The sequence below is a fragment of the Bradyrhizobium sp. WSM2793 genome (assembly GCF_000379585.1).
GTDB lineage: Bacteria > Pseudomonadota > Alphaproteobacteria > Rhizobiales > Xanthobacteraceae > Bradyrhizobium.
This window is the reverse complement of the sequence record NZ_KB902804.1, coordinates 1-21630: the sequence shown is the minus strand read 5'-3', so window position 1 is coordinate 21630 and position 21630 is coordinate 1. Positions and strand designations below refer to the sequence as shown.

Below are 21630 nucleotides of genomic sequence, written 5' to 3'. Positions count from 1 at the left end.
CGCAGCGCGCAGCGGTGCGGCGCAGAGCCGGGACCCAGTTGCTCACCGCATTCTCCGCCGTATGGGCCCCGGCTCAGCGGAGCGTCACTTCGTGCCGCACCGCGTCCGGGGCACGAGAGCGGAGTACGTTGCGCATTACATCTCCTCCCGCCCCAGCTCGAACGGGTCCTCGCCACCCGACCGCTTCTTCTTTTTCGAGCGCTGCCAGACCACGCCCGGAAAACCCTTCAGCGGCACCAGCGGCTCGCCGGTATAGGCCCATTCCTGCAGCTCCTCGATCGCGATGTGATAGAGCGGCTGGCGGCCGGTGCGTTCCCTAAAGAGCGCACGCGGGATGTTGACCATGTGCGGACCGCGCGGACGTTCATAAGCAATCGGCGTGCCGCATTGCGAGCAGAAGCTGCGCGTGGTCCTGGTGGACTTGTCCTCGTAGCGCGTCAGCGCCGTCTTGCCTGACGTAATGCGAAACCGCTTCTTCCAGCTGCCGACATAGGTCGCGTACGCCGCGCCGTGAGCGCGGCGGCTGGAGGCGGAGTGATCGTGCCAGGCCCAGCGCGCAGGGATATCGATCTCGAAGGTGACCTTGCCGCAGAGGCATTGCCCGGTGGCGAGGCCTGCGGCGGCTGCGGCTTTGGCCATTTGTGTTTTCCCTGCTGTCATTCCGGGATGGTGCGAAGCACCAGACCCGGAATCTCGAGATTCTCCGGTGCGCAATTGCGCACCATGGTTCGATGCTGCGCATCGCCCCGGATGACGGAAGAGATCAGGCCGGCGTCAGCTCGTCATAAACAGGATAATCCGTATACCCCTTCTCCTCGCCGCCGTAGAACGTCGCGCGGTTGTACGGCGTGATCGGATAGTCGTGCTGCAGGCGGCGCGGCAGATCGGGATTGGAGATGAAGATGCGGCCGAAGGCGATGATGTCGGCGTGTCCATCGGCGATCGCCGCATTCGCGGTCTCGCCGGTGAAGCCTCCTGCGGTCATCAGCACGCCGCTGTAGAGCGGACGGAACAGCAGCATCGCCGACGGCACGTTCTGCCAGTTGACCTCGGCGCGACCCGAGCCGCTCGAGCGCGGCTCGATGAAGTGCAGATAGGCGAGGCCGAGCTTGTCGAGCGCCTTCACCACGTGGGTGTAGAGCGGCATCGGATCGGGTTCGCCGGAATCATTGGCTATGCCATGCGGCGACAGCCGCACGCCGACGCGGTTCGCACCCCAGACGTCGATCGCGGCCTGCGTGATCTCGAGCAGCAGCCGCGCGCGGTTCTCGATCGATCCACCATATTGATCGGTGCGCTGGTTGCTGCGTGATTGCAGGAATTGCTCGAGCAGATAGCCGTTGGCGCCGTGGATCTCGACGCCGTCGAAGCCGGCCGCGAGCGCATTCTTCGCGCCCTGCCTGAAGGCCTCGACGATACCCTTGACCTCCTCGGTCTCCAGCGCGCGCGGCGTCTCATAGTCCGAGATCTTGCCGTCGGCCGTCATCGCCTTCATGCCCTCTGCCTTGATCGGGATCGCCGAAGCCGAAACCGGCAGCTCGCCGCCGTGGAACGAGGAATGCGAGACGCGGCCGACATGCCAGAGTTGGAGGAAGATGATGCCGCCCTTGGCGTGCACCGCATCCGTCACCTTGCGCCAGCCGGCGATCTGCGTTTCCGAATAGATGCCGGGCGTCGCCGGATTACCGCGGCCATGCGAGAGCACCGGCGAGGCTTCGGCGATGAGCAGGCCGCCTGGCGTCGCACGCTGGCCGTAATATTCGGCGTTGAGCGGCCTCGGAGAAAAGCTCGCGCGCTCGGCCCGCATGCGTGTCAGCGGCGCCATCGCGACGCGATGCGCAAGCTTGTACGGCCCGACCTGCAACGGTCTAAACAACGCCTCGAATTTCATGCTGACCCCGAATTACTTTGGAAGGATGCGGATCATATAGCGAGGGGCGGCCCCCGGAAAAGGCGCCGCCCCACAAAAGCAGATATTCCCTCTCGCGGAAGGCGGAGAGCACAGGGGCTAGGCCGTCTTGACCCAGACGGCCTTCACGTTGAGATATTCCTCGACATGCTGCTTGCCGGACTCGCGGCCATAGCCGCTCATCTTGTAGCCGCCGAAGGGCACGGCCGGGTCCATGGCCTGGTAGCAGTTCACCCACACCGAACCGGCGCGCAGCGATTTTGCGACCGCATGCGCTTTGCTGACGTCGCGCGTCCACAGGCCCGAACCGAGGCCGAAGGTGGTGTTGTTGGCGCGCTTGACCAGCTCGTCCATGTCCTTGAATGCGATCGCGGAGATGACGGGGCCAAAAATCTCCTCCTGCGCGATGCGCATGTTGTCCTGAACGCCCGCGAACACGGTCGGCGAGACGAAGAAGCCCTTCGACAATGCCCCCTCGGTGACGCGGCCCCCGCCGGCGAGCGCCTTCGCGCCTTCCTTCTGGCCGATGTCGAGATAGCCGGTGACGCGCTCGAGCTGTTGCTCGGACACCAGCGGGCCGATCTGCACATTGGGATCGAGACCGTTGCCGACCTGCAGCTTCTTGCCGAACTCGGCGACGCGGCCGACGAACTCCTCGTAGATCGACTGCTCGACGAACAGGCGCGTACCCGCGCTGCAGATCTGCCCCGAATTGGCAAACACCGCCATCGCCGCGCCAGGTACTGCGGCATCGAGATCGGCGTCAGCGAACACGATGTCCGGCGACTTGCCGCCGAGCTCGAGCGAAACACGCTTCAAGTTGCCGGCGGAGGCGCGGATGATCGACTGACCCGTGACGTGCGAGCCAGTGAAGGCGACCTTGTCGACGTCATGATGCGAGGCGAGCGCCGCGCCCGCGGTCTCGCCATAGCCGGGCACGACGTTGACGACGCCGGGCGGAATGCCCGCCTCCATCGCCAGCTCGGCGATGCGCAGCGATGTCAGCGGCGCCTCTTCGGCGGGCTTGAGCACCACGGTGCAGCCGGTCGCGATCGCCGGGCCGATCTTCCAGATCGTCGCGGTCAGCGGGCCGTTCCAGGGAATGATGGCGCCGACGACACCGATCGGCTCCTTCAGCGTGTAGGAGAAGATTTCGCCGGGCAACGAGTTCTCGATGGTCTCGCCGTGGATCGCCGTGGTCTGGCCGGCGTAATAACGCAGCATGCCGACGGCGCGCAGACGATAGGCCCGGGTGCGGCTGAGAGGCGCACCCATGTCGAGGGTGTCGAGCTGCGACAATTCGTCGAAATTCTTCTCGACGAGATCGGCGAGCTTGAGCAGCAGATTCTGCCGCTCGAACGGTTTCACTTTGCTCCAGGGGCCCTCGAAGGCGCGGCGAGCGGCGGCAACCGCACGATCGATGTCTTCCTTGTCGCCCTCGGCGACGGTTGCGAGCAATTCGCCGGTGGCGGGGTTGTGAGTCTCGAAGCGCTTGCCTGAGGCTGCGTCGACCCACTTCCCGTCGATCAGCATCTGCTTGTAGGACCCATTCGCGAACGGATGGCGCGTGATCGGAATAGCCTGCGACACAGCCATGGCTGCACTCCCTGTCAGGTGATTTATTGGTTCGATCTGGGCGGGATCGTTGGGATGAAGGATACAGCCGTGCCGGATAGGCGTAAAGGCAGCGCCGAACGAAGACCTCCCATGCCAACTTGTGCAGGGTCGGACTGCTGCCATGTTATAACGCGACGAAGAGTCCTCCCCGGAGATGATCCATGCCACATCCCGCCATCGTCAAAGACAATGTCGCCGTGATCACAGGTGGCGCATCCGGAATCGGATTTGCCGCCGCCGCAGCGTTCGCGCGCGCCGGCATGAAGGTGTGTATCGCGGACGTGGACCAGAAACGGCTGGCGGACGCTGCGACAAAACTGTCATCCGTCACGGTCGCCACAAACGTGATGACCTTCGCCGTCGATGTCAGCAGCGCGGAGAGCGTGACGGAACTGGAACACGCCGTGGCCGCGCAGTTCGGCGGAACGGACCTGCTCATGAACAATGCCGGCATCCAGCCGGGCAGCACGCTGTTCGGCGAACCCGACAATTGGCAGCGCATCATCGCCGTCAATATGTGGGGCATCATCAACGGCTCGCGCATCTTCGCGCCCAACATGATCGCACGCGGCAAGACCGGCCTCATCATCAACACCGGCTCGAAGCAGGGCATCACCACGCCGCCGGGCGATCCCGCCTACAATGTCTCCAAGGCGGGCGTGAAGGCATTTACCGAAGCGCTTCAGCACGAGCTGCGCAACATGAGAGACTGTCGCGTCACGGCACATTTGCTTATTCCCGGCTTCGTCTTCACCGGCCTCACCGCGAAGGGGCGCACCGAAAAGCCGGCCGGCGCCTGGACGCCGGAGCAAACGGTCGATTTCATGCTGGCGCGGCTGGAGGTGGGCGATTTCTACATCCTGTGCCCGGACAACGACGTGCCGCGAGCGCTCGACGAGAAGCGCATGCAATGGGCCGCCGGTGACATCGTCGAGAACCGCCCGCCGCTGTCGCGCTGGCACCCGGATTACGCGGATGCGTTCACCAGGTTCGTGGAAGGGAAATAACTGTCAGACCCTCATGGTGAGGAGCGCGCCCTTGCGCGCGTCTCGAACCATGCAGGCCCGGCTGCAGCAGCCCGGCCTCGATCCTTCGAGACGCCCGCTTTCAGCGGGCTCCTCAGGATGAGGGTTGGAGTGTTCGCGGCGCGGTAAGTTCGCAACCGCCTACAGCGTCTCTTGCTGATGCCCGCAATTCTTGCAAGCGAACTTGACCCGGGTCTGGCCTTTCTCCGCCTGGACCCGGTTCGGCGCGCCGCACTTGCCGCAGACGGCCTCGATGCGGGTCGCGCCCTGCTTGACGACGATGGACTTCTTTTCCATCGATTCGCGGATCAGGCGCTCGGCCTCCTCACGCAGCGATTGTTTCGACAAAGCTCGTCTCCGCCTCTGGAAAGCGCGAGAGCCATAACGCACCTGCGTTCGAAGTACAATGCAGGATGCGGATCGGAAGGCCCGTTCAAAACGTCATTCCGGGTGGTCGCAGACGCGAGAGCTGCGGCGCGACGCTCCGCGGCTCTCTTGCTCGTCGTCCGATTGGCGCAAGGCACATTCTTCAAGCCGCCTTGGAAACCTCCATCAGCAGCCGTTCGGCCTTGGCATCCTCGATGCGGTTCACCAGCCGGCTGCTCTCGTGATTGTCGCGCACGGTCTTGGTCAGGGTGATGCAGGTCTGGATCAGCATCACGATGCCCATGGTGAGATAGCCCTTCATCCAGAGGTCGATCGGCAGGAAGAAGATGCCGATGGCAATGAGGAACGCGGAAGCCGCGAAGGACGCGTAAGTGAAGGTCACCCAGGCGCTGCTATGGGGTTGGCCGTTCTGGTTCATGATCGTCTCCTGTTGGTTCGAATGATGATGGGGTTGGGGATCACGCGGTCGGCGCGCGCTTGGACTTCAACCGGACCAGCACGTCGTCCGCAGTCGTCTTCAGCCGGGGGCCAAAACCCTGCTCGGCGAGTCTCTCGGCGGTGGCGAGCGGACCGGTGGCTGCATCGAGCTCGACCAGCGCATCATCGGCCGCCTGGGCCTCCACCTGCCGCTCGCGCAGGCGCCGCAGGGTGCTCTCCGCCTCCGGCAGCGTGGATTCGTAAGGGCGTGCCGCCTCGATGCCGCTGCGGCGAAGCGAGCGCACCGCCTCCGAGGCGCGGGCGACGCGGCGGCCGCGATCGAGCTCGGTGATGCGGGCCTGCGCGCTTGCGACGTGCCGCTTCAGCCGGGCGATCTCGGTCGCGAACAAGGCGCGGGCCGTCATCGCCGCATCGCGGTCGGCCTCCAAGCCTGCGATGGCTTCGGCAGCGTCCCTGGCGAGATCCTCGCGGCCGCCGTCGAGCGCCGCGACCGCGCGCGTCTCGAGATCGGCAATGCGGGCGATCGTCGCCTCGAGCTTGCGGCCTTCCTGCTGATCCTGCGCGATCGCCAGCGCCAGCGTCCGCTTGCTGCGCTCGACGGCGGCTGCCGCATCCCGCATCTGCTGGTCGAGGATCAGAAGGGCAGTTCGGTCTTCCAGCTCTTCGCCGGCGGCGGCCACGCTGCCGCGGAAAAGTGTCACGAAGGTCTTGAACATCTGTTGCTCCCTGTTATGAGCGTTGCTCACAGAACCCTTGTAGCAACAACCTTGAACATCGTTCAAGAAAAATTTGAGCAACGCTCAAGAATTTTGCCGACATATGTCTAAAGCCTTGGAACGTCGAGAGAAACTTCGATCCGCGCTCATCCTGGCGGCGGAACGGATGATCGCGGACCGTGGTTTGTCAGGGCTGAAAACCCGCGATCTCGCCCGCGAGATCGGCTGCGCCAATGGTGCGGTCTATAATCTCGTGGCCGACATGGACGAGCTGATCCTGCGTGTGGGGTCGCGCACGTTGCTCCGGCTCGACGAGGCGCTGAGCGAGGCGGAAGGCGCGGGCGTCCCCTCGCCGCAGGAGACGCTGGTCCGCATCGCCATCGCCTATTGCGATTTCGCGGCGGAAAATCTCCAGCTCTGGCGCGCGCTGTTCGAGCACCGCATGGAGGCCGACAAGGTCGTCCCCGACTGGTCCGTCGCGGATCAGATGCAGCTGTTCCGCCACATCTACCAGCCGCTGGCCGCGCTGTTTCCAAAGCGCGGCCAGGAGGAGCTCGGCATCACCGCGCGCAGCCTGTTCTCGGCGGTGCATGGCATGGTGGCGCTGGGGTTGGAGCAGAAGCTGGTCGCCGTGCCGCTACCAGCGCTGCGCAAGGAAATCGCAGGCCTCGTGCGCGCGATGATTGACGGACTGATCGCGCGGGCGCCGTAGAACCGCGCAGCAGCGGGATCGTAGAGATCTCGCCTGCACCAACGAACGTGCATATGCGCTCCGCTTCACACCTTCGCGCAGCACCGGATCTGAATCTCGACGAGAGTAGGAACGAACATTCCGAGGGTCGGTTGACGCGCATAGTTTCCCTCAGAGCGCGAGCCCTCCCATGTATCACCACGTCAAAAAACTGATGTTCACCGTGCGTGTCGACGAACCCGATCCCCGCTTCGGCAATATGCTGCTCGAGCAGTTCGGCGGCGCCAACGGGGAACTCGCGGCCGCGATGCAATACTCGATTCAAGGTTTGAATTGCGAGGACCCCGACCGCAAGGATCTCTTGATGGATATCGGCACCGAAGAGCTGAGCCATCTCGAAGTCGTCGGTTGTCTCGCACGGATGCATCTTGCGCCTTCGAAGAACGACCGCCAGGCGGCGGAAGCCGATCCGCTGATTGCGATCGCCGGCGGCGGCGGCGTCAACCTGTTCAATTCGCAAGGCAATCCCTGGACCGCCGACTATCTCAAGATCACCGGCGAACTCGACGTCGACCTCCGCAGCAACATCGCCGCCGAAGCGCGCGCGAAGATCGTCTATGAACGGCTGATCAATTTCTGCGACGACGCCGGCAGCAAGGACGCGCTCCAGTTCCTGATGACGCGGGAGATCACTCATATGAAGGCGTTCGCGCGAGCGCTCGAAAGCCTGTCGAAGCCGGCCTTCAGCGTCGGCAGGATCGCGCCGACGCCCGGCCTGGTGAACCAGTACTTCAACGATTCCACCGGCAGCGGTGAGCACGGCGAAATCGACACCCGCGGTCCCTGGAACGAGGGTGAGGACTGGGTGTTCACGGAATCGCCCGCGCTGCAGTCCGCCGATCCCGGTGCCGGCACGCCGATCGTCACGGAGAGCTCACCGCCCGTCGACGAAGCCGGCCTGACCGATCTGCTGCTCCATGAACTGCGCGACATTCTCCATGCCGAGAAGCAGTTGACCAAGGCGCTTCCCAAGATGGCGCAGGCCGCCCGCTTCGACCAGCTGCGGGAATTGTTCGAGCAGCATCTGGCCGAGACCGAGAATCAGATCGAGCGCATCAACGAATGCTTCGAGCTGCTCGGCGAGAACGCGCGCGCCAAGCCTTGCAAGGGCATGATGGGCCTCATCGAGGAAGGCCAGGAGGTCATGAAGGAAGGCGAAGAAAAAGAGGACGCAGCCGCCGACCTCGCACTGATTTCTGCGGCTCAACGCGTCGAACATTACGAGATGTCCGGCTATACCACCGCACGCAACCTGGCACAGCAGCTCCGGCATAGCGCAGTGGTCGCCCTGCTCTCCAAATCCCTCGCCGAAGAGGAAAACGCCGATCTCCTGCTCAATCAGGTCGCGCGATCGCTGATGTCGGTTGCGAAGATGCCTGCCGCTCTGGAGCAGGCCGAATAGGAAGCGCCTGGCGCAACGCACCGGCGCACCGAATGAAACCGCCTCGCGCCGTCGCGCGAGGCGGCCGGCCATGGAGACGGTACGATCATTCGTGCCGGTGGCACACACCTTGCCTCTCGATACCGGACAGTTGCCGGACAGGAGGCCCCCATGAGCAGTTCACCCTTCCATATCAGCCGCCGCAGCGTGGTGCTCGGCGGCGTGGGTGCCGCCGGCATCAGCGCCATCGCCCCTCCCTTCGCCTGGGCGCAGGGCCGGAGCGAGACGCTGCTGGTGGTGCAGGAGCTGGGCCCGAACTCGCTGGACATGCAGGGCGTCGGCTCCAACCAGACCGTGAACGGGCTATCGTGGAATTGCTACGACCGCCTGCTCTCCTACGCCTCCAAGACGCTGCCGGACGGAACGCTGTCGTATGATCGCGAGAGGCTCGCGCCCGAACTCGCCGAGAGCTGGGAGGTCGCGGCCGACGGCATGTCCTGCACCTTCCGCCTGCGAAAAGATGCAAAGTTCCACGACGGGACGCCGGTTACGGCCAAGGACGTGAAATGGTCGTTCGACCGCGCGGTGAAGGTCGGCGGCTTTCCGACCTTCCAAATATCGGCGGGATCGCTGGAAAAGCCCGAGCAGTTCGTGGTCGTCGACGATCACACTTTCCGCATCGACTATGTCCGCAAGGACAAGATGCTGCTGTTCAACGTCGCCGTCGTGGTGCCGTTCATCATCAATTCCGAGCTGGCGAAGAAAAATGCGACGGTTGAAGACCCGTGGGCGCTGGCGTGGCTGAAGAACAACGAGGCCGGCGGCGGCGCCTACAGGATCGAGAGCTGGAAGCCCGGTAGCGAGACCGTGCTGGCGCGCTTCGACGACTGGAAGAGCGGACCGTTGCCGAAGATCAGGCGCGTGATCGCACGCGACGTTCCCTCCGGCGGCACGCGCCGCGCCATGCTGGAGCGAGGCGATGCGGACTTGTCGAGCGGCTTTGCGCCGCGCGATTTCGACCAGCTGATCAGGGAAGGCAAGGTCAGGGTGTCGGGCGTGCCGATCCCCAACGCGCTCTGGTACGTTGCTCTGAACACCGCAAAGCCGCCGTTCGACAACGCCAAGCTGCGCCAGGCCATCGCCTGGGCGATGCCGTATGAGCAGATCCAGAGCAGCGCGTTCTTCGGCCGTGCCGTTCCGATGTACGGCGGCGCCGCCGACGTTTCAAAGCCGGTTTGGCCGCAGCCGTTTCCCTATGTCACCGATCTCGACAAGGCCAAGGCGTTGATGAAGGAAGCCGGCTTCGCCTCCGGCCTGGAGACGACCTTGTCGCTCGACACAGGCACCGCGACCGTCGGCGAGCCCACCGCGATCCTGATCCAGGAGAACCTCGCCAAGATCGGCATCAAGGCGGCAATCGAGAAGATCCCCGGCGCGAACTGGCGAACGACGCTAAACAAGAAGGAGCTGCCGCTTGCGCTCAACCGTTTCAGCGGCTGGCTCGACTATCCCGAATATTACTTCTACTGGAATTTCCACGGCAACAACTCGATCTTCAACATCTCCTCCTACCAGAACAAGGAGATGGACGCGCTGATCGACAAGGCCCGCTTCACCGCGGACGCAGCCGAGTACGACCGGTGCGTGAAGGACTTCATCGCGCTCTGCATCCGCGACGTGCCGATCGTTCCGCTCAACCAGCCAATCCACGACGTCGCCATGCAGAGGGCCGTCACCGGCTACGAGTTCTGGTTTCACCGCGAGCCGGACTACCGTCAGTATGTGAAAGGCTAGGGCGTGGACTCATTACGCGCAGCCAGCCATAGCCGGACGGATGCGAGCTGGACGAAAGCAAGACGGTTGCTGCAAGCTTGTCGTAGCATGTAGCAACCCGACGACATTGCTTGATCCGATTGAAGAACCGTTCGACTTTGTTGCGGGCGCGGTAAAGATAAGGGCTGAAATCGCGCCATGGCTCTCCAGAGCGCAAGATCCAGAAAATGCCATTGAGGACACGACGATCACACCCGCGGCACGCCGCGCGGCTCGTTCGGTAGCATCGACTCGGTTGCAGCCCACTCTTTGTCGGTGAATTCGTAACGCATGATTCGCCCCCACGATAAGGGGCTTGAATCACGGCAAGACAGCCCAGTTCAGTGTGGCCCGCCGAAGGCGGTAGGTCGGATGCTATGCACACGAAAGCGGATTTATTGTGCTCACCCTGAGCTTTCGATCCATAGCGAGCGCCGACTACTTCGGGTAGCATCGGATGATCCACTTCTAGTCGGAGCGCGACGATGCCTCCCTCTAAGTTCAGATCACCGGCATCGGCCCAACGGGTATTGATTATCTGAATGCTGCGGACGATCCGCGAAAACCTCAGTAGAGAGGGCTCGAGCATGCAGCGGCGGAATTTCATCATTACACTCGGCTTGACCGCAATATGGCCGCCCGCTCTGCAGGCGCAGCAACCCAAAAAGATACCTCGAATTGGTTTCCTAACGACGGGTTCACTTGAGCAGACACGTGCGTCCCTCAAAGCCTTCCATACGGGACTCGGCGAATACGGCTATGTCAATGGTCGGAACGTAATCATAGAGGTTCGAGCGGCCGACTCGAAGGAAGAGCTACTGCGGGCTATCGCGAGTGAACTGGTAGGTCTCAACGTCGACCTCATCGTCGCATCGAATTCGCTCGCTGCCCGCGCGTTGCGGCAAGAGACGGCCACGATTCCCATTGTGGTGCCAGTTATGGGCGATCCGGTTGGAGAGAAGCTCGTTGCGAGCCTTGCGAGGCCGGGAGGAAATGTTACGGGTTTAACCTTCCTTGGCCCACAGCTTGTCCCCAAACGCCTTGCACTCCTGAAGGAAGCGGTACCAATGGCCTCGCGGATAGCCGGTCTTTGGCACCCCACTGCATATGGCGAGCGCACGATGACCGACATGATGAATGAGGCAGAGACAACGGCCCGGACCCTTGGAGTGCAGCTGCGCCTTGTCGCCGTGAACGGCCCCGGCGAGCTGGATCAGGCATTTTCCACGATCGCAGGAGACCACGTGGATGCACTTGTCATATTCCCGAGCCCGATGCTTTTCATTGAACGAAAACGCATCGTCGACTTTTCCGCAGAGCGTCGCCTGCCCATGATGGGCATCGGTAAGGAGTTTGCGCAACTCGGTGGACTAATTTCTTATGGGGCAGATATTATCGACTTTAACCGTCGCATCGCTGGGTTCGTGGACAAAATTCTCAAAGGAGCGAAACCCGCGGAGCTTCCCGTCGAACAACCAACAAAATTCGAATTATTCGTCAACCTCAAGACTGCCAAGGCGCTCAATCTCACGGTGCCACCTATGCTACTTGCTCAGGCCGATGAGGTGATCGAATGAAGCGGCGATTTCCGATTTTTGCCCTTCTGCGACATCGGGCTATATCCGCTATTCCGCCGCTGCTGAGAGTTTGAGCAGACGGCAGTCAGTCTATTAATGAGTACACGCCTTAGTCCTGGCGGGCGAGGCTGATCGCGCCCGAGCCTACGCGTGCCTGCTCGACCGGAAACCCTCTTTCCAGCCGCGTCGCGCTGGCGCGCAGCATCGCCGCATCGAGCCTGCCCTGCCGTAAGCCGTCCAGAGCGCAGGCGAAGACTCGGTAGAACTGCGCGCCGTCATAGGCGACCAGCAGCAGGTCGACGCCGGCATTGATCGCCTCGACCACGGCCTTGCAGACATCGTTCTGGTAGATCGCACCCATCACGAGGTCGTCGGTCATCACCATGCCCTGGTAGCCCCATTTGTCACGGAGAATGCCATCGACGACGCGCTTGGAATGCGAGGCGGCGCGGTCGGGATCGACCGCGGTCAGCGTGACATGCCCGACCATCAGCGCGCTACGCGAATGCGACAGCACCTCGCGGAACGGAAGCCAGTCGGTGACTTCCAATTCCCCGACCGGCGTATCGAGATTGGCACTGAAATGATGCGTGTCGTTGCGCACGCGGCCGATGCCCGGGAAATGCTTGAGCGTGGCACCGACGCCGGATTCTTCCATCCCGCGGACATAGGCGCTTGCGATCGTGCTGACGACAGCAGGATCGGTTGCAATTGCGCGCTGGCCGATCAGCGTGTGAAAATCGAGACGATTGCGCCTCGCCGGCGGCTTTAGGTCGAGCACCGGCGCGAGATTGAGGTTGACGCCAAGCGCGCTGAGCTCATGTCCGTGAATGCGGCCGAATTCTTCGGCTTTGGCCTGCTGGTCGTCGGGAGCTAGCCCAGTGAGCGTCGCCAGCGCCGGCACCTTGGTGAGCGGCGGGGCAAGATGCCCGACGATGCCGCCTTCCTGGTCGGCAGCGACGACCAGCGGCGGCAGGCCCGCCGCGCGCCGCTTGTCCTGAAGCGCCGAGATTTCGGCACGTAGCGCCGCAATCGTCCGGCCCCGGATGTTGTGCCGGGTCACGTAGACGCCGCCGATCAATCCCTGCTCGGCCAGCCGCGCGACCTCGGGAAACGAGGAATAGCCGACCATGAAATGAGGCCCGAGCTGTCGCGCCTCGGCGGCGCTTGCCCCGAGAACGTCGTGCTTGCGCAGCTCGAACTTCAGATGTGCCGCGGACATCAGGAGCGGCGGCAAGCACCAGAGCGTGACCAGGAGCTTGCCCGCGATACTACGCCAGCGCCCGCGGCGCAGCAGGAGAATGACGATCGCGATGCTTGCGACGACAAGCGCGATGTTTCCGGCGCCGCGCAACGGGACCAGATAGGGATCGTTCTTGTTCGCGGCCGCGAATGCGACGAGGGGTGCGGCAAGCCAGAGCAGAATGACACCGATACGGCGGAGGAATTGCATGATGCATCACGCGCTGGGAGTGGCGATGCTTCGCACCTATCAAAGCGATTTGCGCCGCGCGAGAGGCAAAAGCGCGCCTGCACGAAAACTGCAAAAGACTCCTGAAACCGTGCAGACGATGATCCCGGCTTCTGCACAAGCACCGTTCAAACTTCGTGATGCCACCCATCACGAAAGGTCTTCTGGACATGACGAGCCTGGCTTCGACGATAGCAGCGGACCTCCAGCCGCTCAGGCATTCCTCCATTCCTGCCAAGCTCGGCCTCGCGCTGGTGCTGGCCGCACTGGCGGACTGGCTGTTCTATGGCCACCGGATCGGCGTATCGCTGGCCCTCTTTGCCGTCGCCACCGCTTGCGTGTCGGTGCTCTTCAATCACGCGGCCCTGAACCTGCGGCGCGCCCTGATCGCCACAGCCATTCTCATCGCCGGCCTCGCACCGGCCGTCGAGGAGCTCAACGCGATCTCGTTGCTGATCCTCGGCGCGGCGCTGCTTATCGCCCTGCTGCTGGCGACCAATCCGGAGACCACCGGGCTCGCCGACCGCATCCGCGCGCTACGCAACTTCGTCCTGCTCGGCCCCTTCAGGTTCTTCCTCGATGCGCCCCAGGGGTTCAACGCGTCGGCGCTGACCCGCGGCATCGCGCGCTGGCTGCCCCCTGCAGCACTCAGCACGGTCTTCGTCGCGCTGTTCGCCGCGGCCAATCCGGTGATCGAGCAATGGGTGTCCCTGCTCAATCCGAAACTCATCCTCCAATATATCAGCATCCCGCGCGTCCTGTTCTGGGCCTTGATGCTGGCGCTGGTCTGGCCGTTCATCCATGTGCGCTGGCGGCGCAAAGCCATAGTCGCCACCGCCGTCGCGGACGGACCTGTGCCGCCGCCGCTCCCGCCGCTGGTCTCGGCGGAGTTTCTTGGCCCCTCCACCATCCTGCGCTCGTTGATCCTGTTCAACCTGCTGTTCGCCGCGCAGTCCACTCTCGACGGCATCTATCTCTGGGGCCATATGGCGCTGCCGGACAATCTGACCTATGCGGGCTATGCGCATCGCGGCGCCTATCCGCTGATCGTGACCGCCCTGCTCGCGGCGGCTTTCGTGCTTGTTGCGATGCGCCCGGGCGGGCCGGCTGAGAAATCGCCAGTGATCCGCCCGCTGGTCTATCTCTGGGTCGGGCAGAACGTGCTTCTCGTCGCCTCCTCCATCCTTCGCCTCAACCTCTACGTCGACATCTACATGCTGACCTACTGGCGGATCGCGGCCTTCATCTGGATGGGGCTGGTCGCGCTCGGACTGGTCCTGATCGTGACCCGCATCGCCCTCAACCGGTCGAACCAATGGCTCGTGGGCGTCAATCTGATCGCGCTCGCGATCGTGCTCTATGGCTGCTCACTCGTGAACTTCAATGCCTTCATTGCCGACTACAATGTCAGCCACAGCCGGGAAGCATCGGGCAACGGCGTGCAGATCGACATCGACTATCTCCTGACGCTCGGACCGCAGGCACTCCCCGCCATCGACAGGGCCATCGCACTTCGGCCCGGCGCCAGCGAGAGCTGTCTTGTGTCGCGACGCGACCGCCTTGTAGAACAGCAGCGCCGGGATCTGGCCTGGCGGAGCTGGGGCTTTCGGAGCTGGCGACTGCAGCGCAGGCTGGACGCGCAGGTGAAAGATCAGACCGGCAGCCGGCCGGCAGGGTGAGCGGAGAGTTTCTTGGCGCATCGCATTCTCATCGTCGACGACGAAGGCCATATCCGCGAGGTCATCCGCGTCGCGCTGAAGAAGGCCGGCATGGACGTGATCGAGGCCCGCGACGGCAAGGAGGCGCTCAGCCGCTTTGCCGCCGACAGGCCCGATCTGATCGTGCTCGACATCGGCATGCCCGAGTTCGACGGCCTCGATGTCTGCCGCGAGATCCGCAAGACGTCCGACGTGCCGATCCTGTTCCTGTCGGCGCGCGACGAGGAGATCGACCGCATCCTCGGCCTCGAGATCGGCGGCGACGACTACGTGACGAAGCCGTTCAGCCCGCGCGAGCTGGTGGCGCGGGTCAACGTGATCCTGCGCCGGCTCAGTCCGCGCAATGGCGAGATCAAGGCGGGTCCGGCCGCGCTGTCGCAAGGCGGACTGCTGATCGATCCCGAGCAGCATGTCGCGACCTTTGCCGGCACGCCGCTGAAGCTGACCGCGATCGAATTCGGCATCCTGCGCGCGTTCCTGACCCGGCCGACCTCGGTCTTCAACCGCGAGCAGCTGATGCGGGCGGCCTATCAGCTCAACATCCAGGTCTCCGACCGCACCATCGACAGCCACATCCGCAACATCCGCGCCAAGCTCGCCGCGCTGGCCTGCGACAACGTGATCGAGACCATCCACGGCGTCGGCTTCAAGCTCGGCCGCTGCGAGAAAGCGGCATGAGCGCGGCGCCCGACAAATGGCGGCCGTCGCTGGCCCTCGTGATCTTCACGGTGCTGACCACCGTAGGCGTGCTGCCGCTGGTCGGCCTGTTCTTCTTCCGCCTCTATGACAACCAGTTAATCCGCCAGACCCAGGCCGAGCTGATCGCGCAAAGCCGCGTGCTGGCGACGATCTATGCACAGGAGGTCACGGCCAGGCTCGACAGCGGCCTGACGCTCGGCGCCGAGGTGCCGCCGAACGTGCTGCCCGACCCCGGCGACCAGGTCACCCCGATCCGCCCCGCGCTCGATCTCACCGCCAACGATCTGCTGCGGCGGCGGCCGGATGCGCAAGCCGCGCCTCATCCGGCGCAGGCGGCCTATGTCGAGATCGGCGCAAGGCTGACGCCGATCATCCGCGAGACCCAGAAGGTGACGCTGGCGGGCTTCCGCATCCTCGATCCGCAGGGCGTCGTCATCGCCGGGCGCCAGGAGGTCGGCCAATCGCTCGCCCATATCGAGGAGGTCGCGGAAGCACTGCACGGGCAATACCGCGCCACCTTGCGCAACCGTGTGCCGGACAAGCCGCCGCCGCCGATCTATTCCTTCAGCCGCGGCCTCGGCGTGCACGTGTTCTCGGCGATGCCCGTCATCGTCAACAACCGCGTCGCGGGAGTGATCTACACCACGCGGACGCCGAGCAACATCTTCGACCATCTTTATCAGGAGCGTGCCAAGTTCGTGCTGGCCGGGCTCGCCGTCATCCTCGGCACGATCGCGATCGGCCTGGTGTTCTCGCGGACCATCACCCTGCCGATGCGCGAGCTGATCGACCGCGCCGCACGGATCGGCCGCGGCGACCGCGAGGCCTTCCAGCCGCTCCGGCATTACGGCACGCGCGAGTTCGCCCAGCTCTCGCACAGCTTCCTCGGCATGGCCGAGCAGCTGGCGCGACGTTCCGACTATATCGCGACATTCTCGGCCCATCTCACCCACGAGTTGAAATCGCCGCTGACCTCGATCAAGGGCGCGGCCGAGCTGCTGCAGGATTCGTATCAAGGCAGGTCTGACGGACTGACGCCGGCCGAGCAGAAGACATTCATCGCCAACATCCTGTCCGACACCCAGCGGCTGGAGGCGATGGCGCAGCGGCTGCGCGATCTGGCGCGCGCCGAGAGCCTGCCGCAGAACGAGCGCACGGAGCTTGCCCCCGTGATCGCCGATCTCAGGAACAGATTTCCGGCAAGCTCCATCGAGGCCAGCGGCAGCCTCGACCGCCCGATCGGCATGTCCGGCGAAAAGGCGCTGATCGTGCTGTCGCATCTCGCCGACAACGCGATGCGGCACAAGGCCGGGACGATCAGGCTGGAGGCTGTGGACGAGCGCACGACCCTGCGTCTGACAGTGAGCAATGACGGCGAGCCGATCTCGGCACCGAACCGCGACAGGATTTTTGATGCGTTCTTCACCACCCGCCGCGACCAGGGCGGCACCGGGATGGGGCTTGCGATCGCGCGCGCGGTGATGGCGAGCCATGGTGGCTCGATCAGGCTGAAGCCGACCAACGAGGGCGCAGCCTTCGAGCTGCAATTCCCTGTCGCCTGAGGCGCGATGAGGTCATCGCCCCTCAGCTTTTATTTGGGCATGATCTGCTCGGAAAACCGCTTCACACTTTTCCGGATCATGCCCTAGATCGCGAACACCCACGCCGCGACGATGGTGCCGATGGTGACCAAACCCGCGATGGTCCAGCCGGCGGCATATTCCAGCTCAGGATGACCGGTCGCCCGCATGATCTCTGCCGGATCGGCGGTATGCTTGTGTGCCATGACAGCCTCGCACGTTTCTCCCCGCGTCATATGTAAGTCGCATCAGCCGCCATTAGGTTCCATCACGGAAATGCGAGGCATGACGCAGCTTGGCTTGTTCGCCGTCCCTGACGAAGGCCCTACCGGTCTTCGCTACGCGGACAATTTTATCGAAACCGCCGTCGAGCAAGGCTTGATCGGCCGCATCGCAACATTGCCGCTCGAGCGTTTTCAGTTCGGGGCGTTCGAGGGCAACCGCCGGGTGGCGTCGTTCGGCTATCGCTATGACTACACGCTGCAGCGGCTCGCCGAGGCGGAGCCGATCCCGGACTGGCTGTTGCCCATCGCGCGTCAGGCCGAGGCCTGGGCCGGGCTGCCGGAGGCCAGCGTCCGGCAGGTGCTCTGCACCGAGTATGAGGCCGGCGTCGGCATCGGCTGGCACCGCGACAAGCCTCACTTCGACAAGATCCTCGGCCTGTCGCTCGGCTCGGCCTGCAAATTCCGCTTCCGCCGCCGCAGCGGCGACAAATGGCAGCGCCACACGCTCGAGGCCCAGCCGCGCTCGCTGTACATGATGGAGGGCGAGGCGCGCTCGCAATGGGAGCACAGTATCCCGCCGGGCGAGGCGCGGCGTTACTCCATCACGTTCCGGACGATGAAGCGGGCCTAACGCGGCCGGCCAAACAAAAAATGCGAAAACAACCCCATGCAAAGTAGAACGCCCGTTCTGCCCGAGGCGTGGCCACGCCGCACAAGGGTTTGACACATCGGTGCAAAACCGCTGCCTTGCGCAATCACCGCACGGCTTGCGTCTTGCCTTCCGAATCCGGTTGCATGCTAGATTGGCAGCACGCATTCCGCGGCAGGAGGGAAGCATGGCCGACAACAAGGCAAAGCGCGGCGGGGCCGATCGGGCGCTGATTGCGCTCACGGAAAAATATGAAGTCGCCTACTGGTCGAAGAAGTTCAAGGTGACCCCGGCCAAGCTGAAATACGCCGTCAAGAAGGTCGGCCGTTCCGCCAAAAAGGTCGAGGCGTATATCAAGCTCCAGAAGCACCGCGCCTCCGACAAGAGCCGGATCGCGCTGAGCGAAGCCTATGAGGTCCGTTACTGGTCGAAGAGATTCAAGATCACCCCGGCCAAGCTGAAAGCTGCCGTCGCCGCGGCCGGCCATTCCTCCAGGAAGGTCGAGGCCTATCTCGCCGCCCGGAAGACGGCAAAGAAGAAATCGGCCAGGAAGACGACAAAGAAGACGACGAAGAAGCCAGCCAAGCGCAAGAGCGCCGCCTGAGACCCCGGAAGCCATGGATGCGGGGGGCCGCAACCTGTCCTCACATGGCCACGTCGTCACATGGGCCACGTCGTCGCCAGAGCGCCCGGAGGCCGCTGGCGGGCGGGCGCCAGCCGAAAATCTCGCACGCGACGGCGGTGGGCTTTCGGGGTGATCGCTTTGCTGTCGCCGAACCAAAGGTGCCGTGAAATCGCCTCAAGGCGGACGAATAAGGCGAATTGAAAAGACAGGCCAAACCGGCGAACCAATATGGGGGGCGCAAAGGCCGGCACCAAATGAAGAATTATCTCGCTTTTTTCCTGTTTCTGACCATTACGACAGCTTCTGCGCACGGCCCGTTGCCGGCGCGGCTGACGCCGCCCTCCGACCTCATCCAGATAGGCCTGACCGATTCCGACACCACCGCCGGCGGCACCGCGCGGCTGTGCGAGCAGGTCACCTTCTCGCGGGGCCTGCGCTACGGCGAAAACGAGGCCAACGTGCTCGACGTCGCCGCCAACACGACCAAGGCGGATACGCCGCGGCCGGTGCTGCTGTTCGTGGCCGGCGACAGTTTCACCGGTGACCGCGCCGCCCCCGAGCTGTCGCGCCAGATCCAGGACCAGGCCATGTGCTTTGCCGCCCGCAATGACATGATCGGGGTGCGCGTCAATTATCGCCTGGCCCCCGCAGCGACCTGGCCGATGGGAGCGACCGACGTGGCGGCGGCGCTGTCCTGGGTTCACGGCAATATCGACCTGTTCAACGGCGACGCCCGCGAGATCGTCGCGGTCGGCTACGGCGCCGGTGCGTTCCATGTCGCAACCCTGCTGGCGCATCCCGAGCTCCAGGCCGACCGTGCCGATGTTGCTGCCGTCGTGCTGGTGTCCGGCATCTACCGTGCCGGCAAGGACGCCAGCGACAGCGAGAAGGCCTATCTCGGCGGCGACGCCAGCCAGTACAACGCGCGCTCGGTATTCCCCGGCATCCTCAATGTCGATGTGCCGATCGTGCTGGCCTGGGCCGCGGACGATTCCCCTGGCCTCGTGACGCAGGGCGAGACCCTGAAGAAGACGCTCTGCGGCGCCGGCCATTGTCCACGCAGCGCGCTGCTGCGCAGCCGCGACGGCATCGCCTCCGCCTTCGGATTGGACGGCTCCGGCGACAGCCTCGCCGAGCCGACCCTGCTGCTGGTGCATCAGCTCGAGGCGCGCGGGCTGCCGTAGCGGCGTGTCAGCACGCCTGCCATTTCTGTACGGTCCTGCGCTGTATTGAAGCGGGCTGCCAAGCCACACGATTGCCAAACGCCTGATCTAGATCAACTCGCCTTGGTGCGGACTGAGCCGACCTCGTTGGGGGCCAACGACAAGGTGTCGAGCATGCGCGTCACCGGCAGACTGCTGTTCGTTTTGATCGCCGCACTCGCGTCGCTTGGCGCGATGTCCGAGCAACGCCCAGACCAACCCACAAGCGACAAGGAAATCCGCATCGGCAACGTCATGCCGTATTCGGGAGCGCTCTCTGAATTCGGCGCGATCGGTCAGGCGGAGGCCGCCTATTTCGACATGGTCAACGCGCGCGGCGGCATCAATGGCCGCAAGATCCGCTTCATCACGCGTGACGACAATTCCGATCCGTCGACCGCGCTGGAGCTGACGCGCAATCTGGTCGAGAAGGACGACGTGCACCTGATGTTCGGGTCGTTCGGCACGCCCGGCAATCTCGCCACGCGCTGGTATCTGAACGAGAAGAAGGTGCCGCAGCTTTTCGTCGCCTCCGGCGACGAGGAGCTGAGCCAGGCCAGGGCTTTCCCCTGGACCATGGGCTGGCAGCCGTCGATCCGGTCGGAGGGGCGCATCTACGCCAACTACATTCAGGCCTATTATCCCAGGAAGAAGATCGTCGTGCTCTGGCAGAACGACCAGTTCGGACGCATGCTCTACAAGGGAATCCAGGACGGACTTGGCGATCTGAACCGCCATGTCCTCGTCGACATCGCCTTTGACATCGGTGACGAGCACCTCGACGGGCACGTCTCGATCCTCAAGCGCGCGGGTGCCGATATCTTCGTCTTTCTCGGCGTGCCGTCGACGGCATCCAAGGTGATCAGGCTCGCGGCTTCGCTCAACTGGCGTCCGGTCTTCATCGTCAACGATACTTCCGCCTCGATCGCCAATGCGATGGCGCCCGCAGGCCTGGAGAATTCGGCCGGCGTGATCTCGGCGGCCTTCCTGAAGGACCCCAGCGACCCCGCCTGGAAAGACGATCCTGCCATGAAGGAATGGTTCGCCTTCATGGACAAGTACCATCAGGTCGAAAGCACCAACAACAGCGCCGCGGTCTTCGGCTACGCCGCGGCCGAGGCGTTGACGCAGGTGCTGAAGCAATGCGGCGACGACCTGTCACGCGAGAACATCATGCGTCAGGCGGCTTCGCTGAGGGGGTACAACCCTTCCGTCGCGCTGCCCAACATCAGGATGAATACCTCACCGAACAACTATCTGCCGATCAAGCAGATGCGGCTGGTGCAGTTCGACGGGCGGTCGTGGCAGCCTTTTGGTGAGGTGATCGAGACGGCGTTCACGGAGGGGGCGGCGAGGTGAGGCCCACGTAGACCTTTTGGTGAGCCTCCTTCCTCTCTCGTTGCGGGAAGCGCACGCTTACCCTCCCCCGGAGGGGGAGGGTCGGCTCATATCGAGCGAAGCGAGACATGAGACGGGGTGGGGTGACGGTCTCTCCTCATCGAACGCTGCTCGTGGGGAGAAATCACCCCACCCCGCTCGCGCTACGCGCGATCGACCCTCCCCCTCCAGGGCAGGGGAATCGCATATGGGTTTTGTCTAGCTATTGCATTGGAAGGCAAGACGGATTCTGAAGACGACTCCCGGAAGACGGAGGGGGTCGGATGCAGAAGTTCAGAAAGGCCTTTCGGCGGTTGCCGGACCCGCGCGCGGACAATGCCCGGCATGATCTGCTGGAAGTACTGTTCATCGCGTTGGCGGCGACGTTGTGCGGGGCGGATTCGTGCTCGGACATGGCGGACTTCGGACAGTCGAAGGAGGAGTTGTTGCGGCTCTTCCTTCGCCTGGAACA

General features: G+C 63.8%; 21 protein-coding genes and 2 pseudogenes. 13 read left to right on the top strand and 10 right to left on the bottom strand.

The genetic code is table 11. The annotated features are described in order from the left end of the window. Window positions 1–135 precede the first annotated feature (135 nt). The 3 genes from A3AS_RS0131675 to A3AS_RS0131665 all read right to left on the bottom strand — a co-directional run bounded on the left by A3AS_RS0131675 (window position 136) and on the right by A3AS_RS0131665 (window position 3505). Window positions 136–639 carry a GFA family protein gene (locus A3AS_RS0131675; protein WP_018321504.1) on the bottom strand — a complete coding sequence of 168 codons (504 nt, stop codon included), beginning with the start codon at window positions 637–639 and terminating at the stop codon, window positions 136–138. Between the two features lie 124 nt (window positions 640–763). Next, complete coding sequence (locus tag A3AS_RS0131670) at window positions 764–1891, bottom strand: alkene reductase (RefSeq protein ID WP_018321503.1); 1128 nt, start codon at window positions 1889–1891, stop codon at window positions 764–766. Between the two features lie 117 nt (window positions 1892–2008). Then, window positions 2009–3505 (bottom strand): aldehyde dehydrogenase family protein, encoded by a 1497-nt coding sequence (locus A3AS_RS0131665; RefSeq protein WP_018321502.1) that lies wholly within the window; start codon window positions 3503–3505, stop codon window positions 2009–2011. Between the two features lie 182 nt (window positions 3506–3687). Between A3AS_RS0131665 and A3AS_RS0131660 the strand changes: the two genes are divergently transcribed. Continuing rightward, window positions 3688–4533, top strand: a complete 846-nt coding sequence (locus tag A3AS_RS0131660; protein WP_018321501.1) for an SDR family NAD(P)-dependent oxidoreductase — start codon at window positions 3688–3690, stop codon at window positions 4531–4533. A 159-nt stretch (window positions 4534–4692) separates the two neighbouring features. On the opposite strand, the gene A3AS_RS0131655 is transcribed toward A3AS_RS0131660, so the two are convergent. From A3AS_RS0131655 to A3AS_RS0131645, 3 genes are all read right to left on the bottom strand, one after another. Beyond that, on the bottom strand, window positions 4693–4899 hold the full coding sequence (locus A3AS_RS0131655; protein WP_018321500.1) for a hypothetical protein: 207 nt from the start codon (window positions 4897–4899) through the stop codon (window positions 4693–4695). Window positions 4900–5080: 181 nt separating this feature from the next. Then, window positions 5081–5356 carry a YiaA/YiaB family inner membrane protein gene (locus A3AS_RS0131650; RefSeq protein WP_018321499.1) on the bottom strand — a complete coding sequence of 92 codons (276 nt, stop codon included), beginning with the start codon at window positions 5354–5356 and terminating at the stop codon, window positions 5081–5083. 40 nt (window positions 5357–5396) lie between these two features. Beyond that, on the bottom strand, window positions 5397–6092 hold the full coding sequence (locus A3AS_RS0131645) for a PspA/IM30 family protein (RefSeq protein WP_018321498.1): 696 nt from the start codon (window positions 6090–6092) through the stop codon (window positions 5397–5399). A 103-nt stretch (window positions 6093–6195) separates the two neighbouring features. On the opposite strand from A3AS_RS0131645, the gene A3AS_RS0131640 reads away from it, so the two are divergent. The 3 genes from A3AS_RS0131640 (at window position 6196) to A3AS_RS0131630 (ending at window position 10018) form a co-directional block, all read left to right on the top strand. Further along, the gene (locus A3AS_RS0131640) at window positions 6196–6804 is read left to right on the top strand and encodes a TetR/AcrR family transcriptional regulator (protein WP_084674955.1); all 609 of its coding nucleotides are present in this window, start codon (window positions 6196–6198) and stop codon (window positions 6802–6804) included. A 169-nt stretch (window positions 6805–6973) separates the two neighbouring features. After that, window positions 6974–8245 carry a DUF892 family protein gene (locus A3AS_RS0131635; RefSeq protein ID WP_018321496.1) on the top strand — a complete coding sequence of 424 codons (1272 nt, stop codon included), beginning with the start codon at window positions 6974–6976 and terminating at the stop codon, window positions 8243–8245. 150 nt (window positions 8246–8395) lie between these two features. Continuing rightward, entirely contained in the window at window positions 8396–10018 is a 1623-nt protein-coding gene (locus A3AS_RS0131630) for an ABC transporter substrate-binding protein (protein ID WP_018321495.1), read from the top strand. Here A3AS_RS0131630 and A3AS_RS49415 read toward each other — a convergent pair. Together A3AS_RS49415 and A3AS_RS49410 are read right to left on the bottom strand one after the other, a co-directional pair. Then, window positions 10015–10175: pseudogene (locus A3AS_RS49415) on the bottom strand (IS5/IS1182 family transposase); the annotation flags it as partial. The gene A3AS_RS0131630 and the pseudogene A3AS_RS49415 sit on opposite strands and share 4 nt — an antisense overlap. A 12-nt stretch (window positions 10176–10187) precedes the next feature. Further along, window positions 10188–10329, bottom strand: a pseudogene (locus A3AS_RS49410) (transposase); the annotation flags it as partial. 249 nt (window positions 10330–10578) lie between these two features. On the opposite strand from A3AS_RS49410, the gene A3AS_RS0131620 reads away from it, so the two are divergent. Continuing rightward, a complete protein-coding gene (locus tag A3AS_RS0131620) occupies window positions 10579–11613 on the top strand; it encodes an ABC transporter substrate-binding protein (protein ID WP_018321494.1) in 1035 nt (344 codons plus the stop codon). 109 nt (window positions 11614–11722) lie between these two features. Here the strand turns inward: A3AS_RS0131620 and A3AS_RS0131615 are convergent, their stop codons facing one another. After that, complete coding sequence (locus A3AS_RS0131615) at window positions 11723–13066, bottom strand: glycoside hydrolase family 3 N-terminal domain-containing protein (RefSeq protein ID WP_018321493.1); 1344 nt, start codon at window positions 13064–13066, stop codon at window positions 11723–11725. Window positions 13067–13254: 188 nt separating this feature from the next. On the opposite strand from A3AS_RS0131615, the gene A3AS_RS0131610 reads away from it, so the two are divergent. Genes A3AS_RS0131610 through A3AS_RS0131600 form a run of 3 tightly spaced genes read left to right on the top strand, consistent with a single transcriptional unit; the run spans window position 13255 to window position 17063 of the window. Then, entirely contained in the window at window positions 13255–14763 is a 1509-nt protein-coding gene (locus tag A3AS_RS0131610; RefSeq protein WP_026202567.1) for a DUF4173 domain-containing protein, read from the top strand. Window positions 14764–14775: 12 nt separating this feature from the next. After that, window positions 14776–15480, top strand: a complete 705-nt coding sequence (locus A3AS_RS0131605) for a response regulator (RefSeq protein ID WP_018321491.1) — start codon at window positions 14776–14778, stop codon at window positions 15478–15480. Then, window positions 15477–17063: an ATP-binding protein gene (locus tag A3AS_RS0131600; protein ID WP_018321490.1), complete on the top strand. Its 1587-nt coding sequence runs from the start codon at window positions 15477–15479 to the stop codon at window positions 17061–17063. Before A3AS_RS0131605 ends, A3AS_RS0131600 begins: the two co-directional genes overlap by 4 nt. Before the next feature lie 83 nt (window positions 17064–17146). On the opposite strand, the gene A3AS_RS48570 is transcribed toward A3AS_RS0131600, so the two are convergent. Continuing rightward, window positions 17147–17287: a hypothetical protein gene (locus A3AS_RS48570; protein ID WP_018321489.1), complete on the bottom strand. Its 141-nt coding sequence runs from the start codon at window positions 17285–17287 to the stop codon at window positions 17147–17149. 79 nt (window positions 17288–17366) lie between these two features. Between A3AS_RS48570 and A3AS_RS0131590 the strand changes: the two genes are divergently transcribed. From A3AS_RS0131590 to A3AS_RS0131570, 5 genes are all read left to right on the top strand, one after another. Beyond that, window positions 17367–17936 (top strand): alpha-ketoglutarate-dependent dioxygenase AlkB, encoded by a 570-nt coding sequence (locus A3AS_RS0131590; RefSeq protein ID WP_018321488.1) that lies wholly within the window; start codon window positions 17367–17369, stop codon window positions 17934–17936. A gap of 205 nt (window positions 17937–18141) precedes the next feature. Then, entirely contained in the window at window positions 18142–18558 is a 417-nt protein-coding gene (locus A3AS_RS0131585) for a DUF3606 domain-containing protein (protein ID WP_018321487.1), read from the top strand. A gap of 275 nt (window positions 18559–18833) precedes the next feature. Then, complete coding sequence (locus A3AS_RS0131580; protein ID WP_018321486.1) at window positions 18834–19763, top strand: alpha/beta hydrolase; 930 nt, start codon at window positions 18834–18836, stop codon at window positions 19761–19763. A 153-nt stretch (window positions 19764–19916) separates the two neighbouring features. After that, window positions 19917–21140 carry an ABC transporter substrate-binding protein gene (locus A3AS_RS0131575; RefSeq protein WP_026202566.1) on the top strand — a complete coding sequence of 408 codons (1224 nt, stop codon included), beginning with the start codon at window positions 19917–19919 and terminating at the stop codon, window positions 21138–21140. Window positions 21141–21442: 302 nt separating this feature from the next. After that, a partial coding sequence (locus tag A3AS_RS0131570) for a transposase family protein (protein ID WP_018321161.1) occupies window positions 21443–21630 on the top strand: 188 nt, incomplete at its 3' end.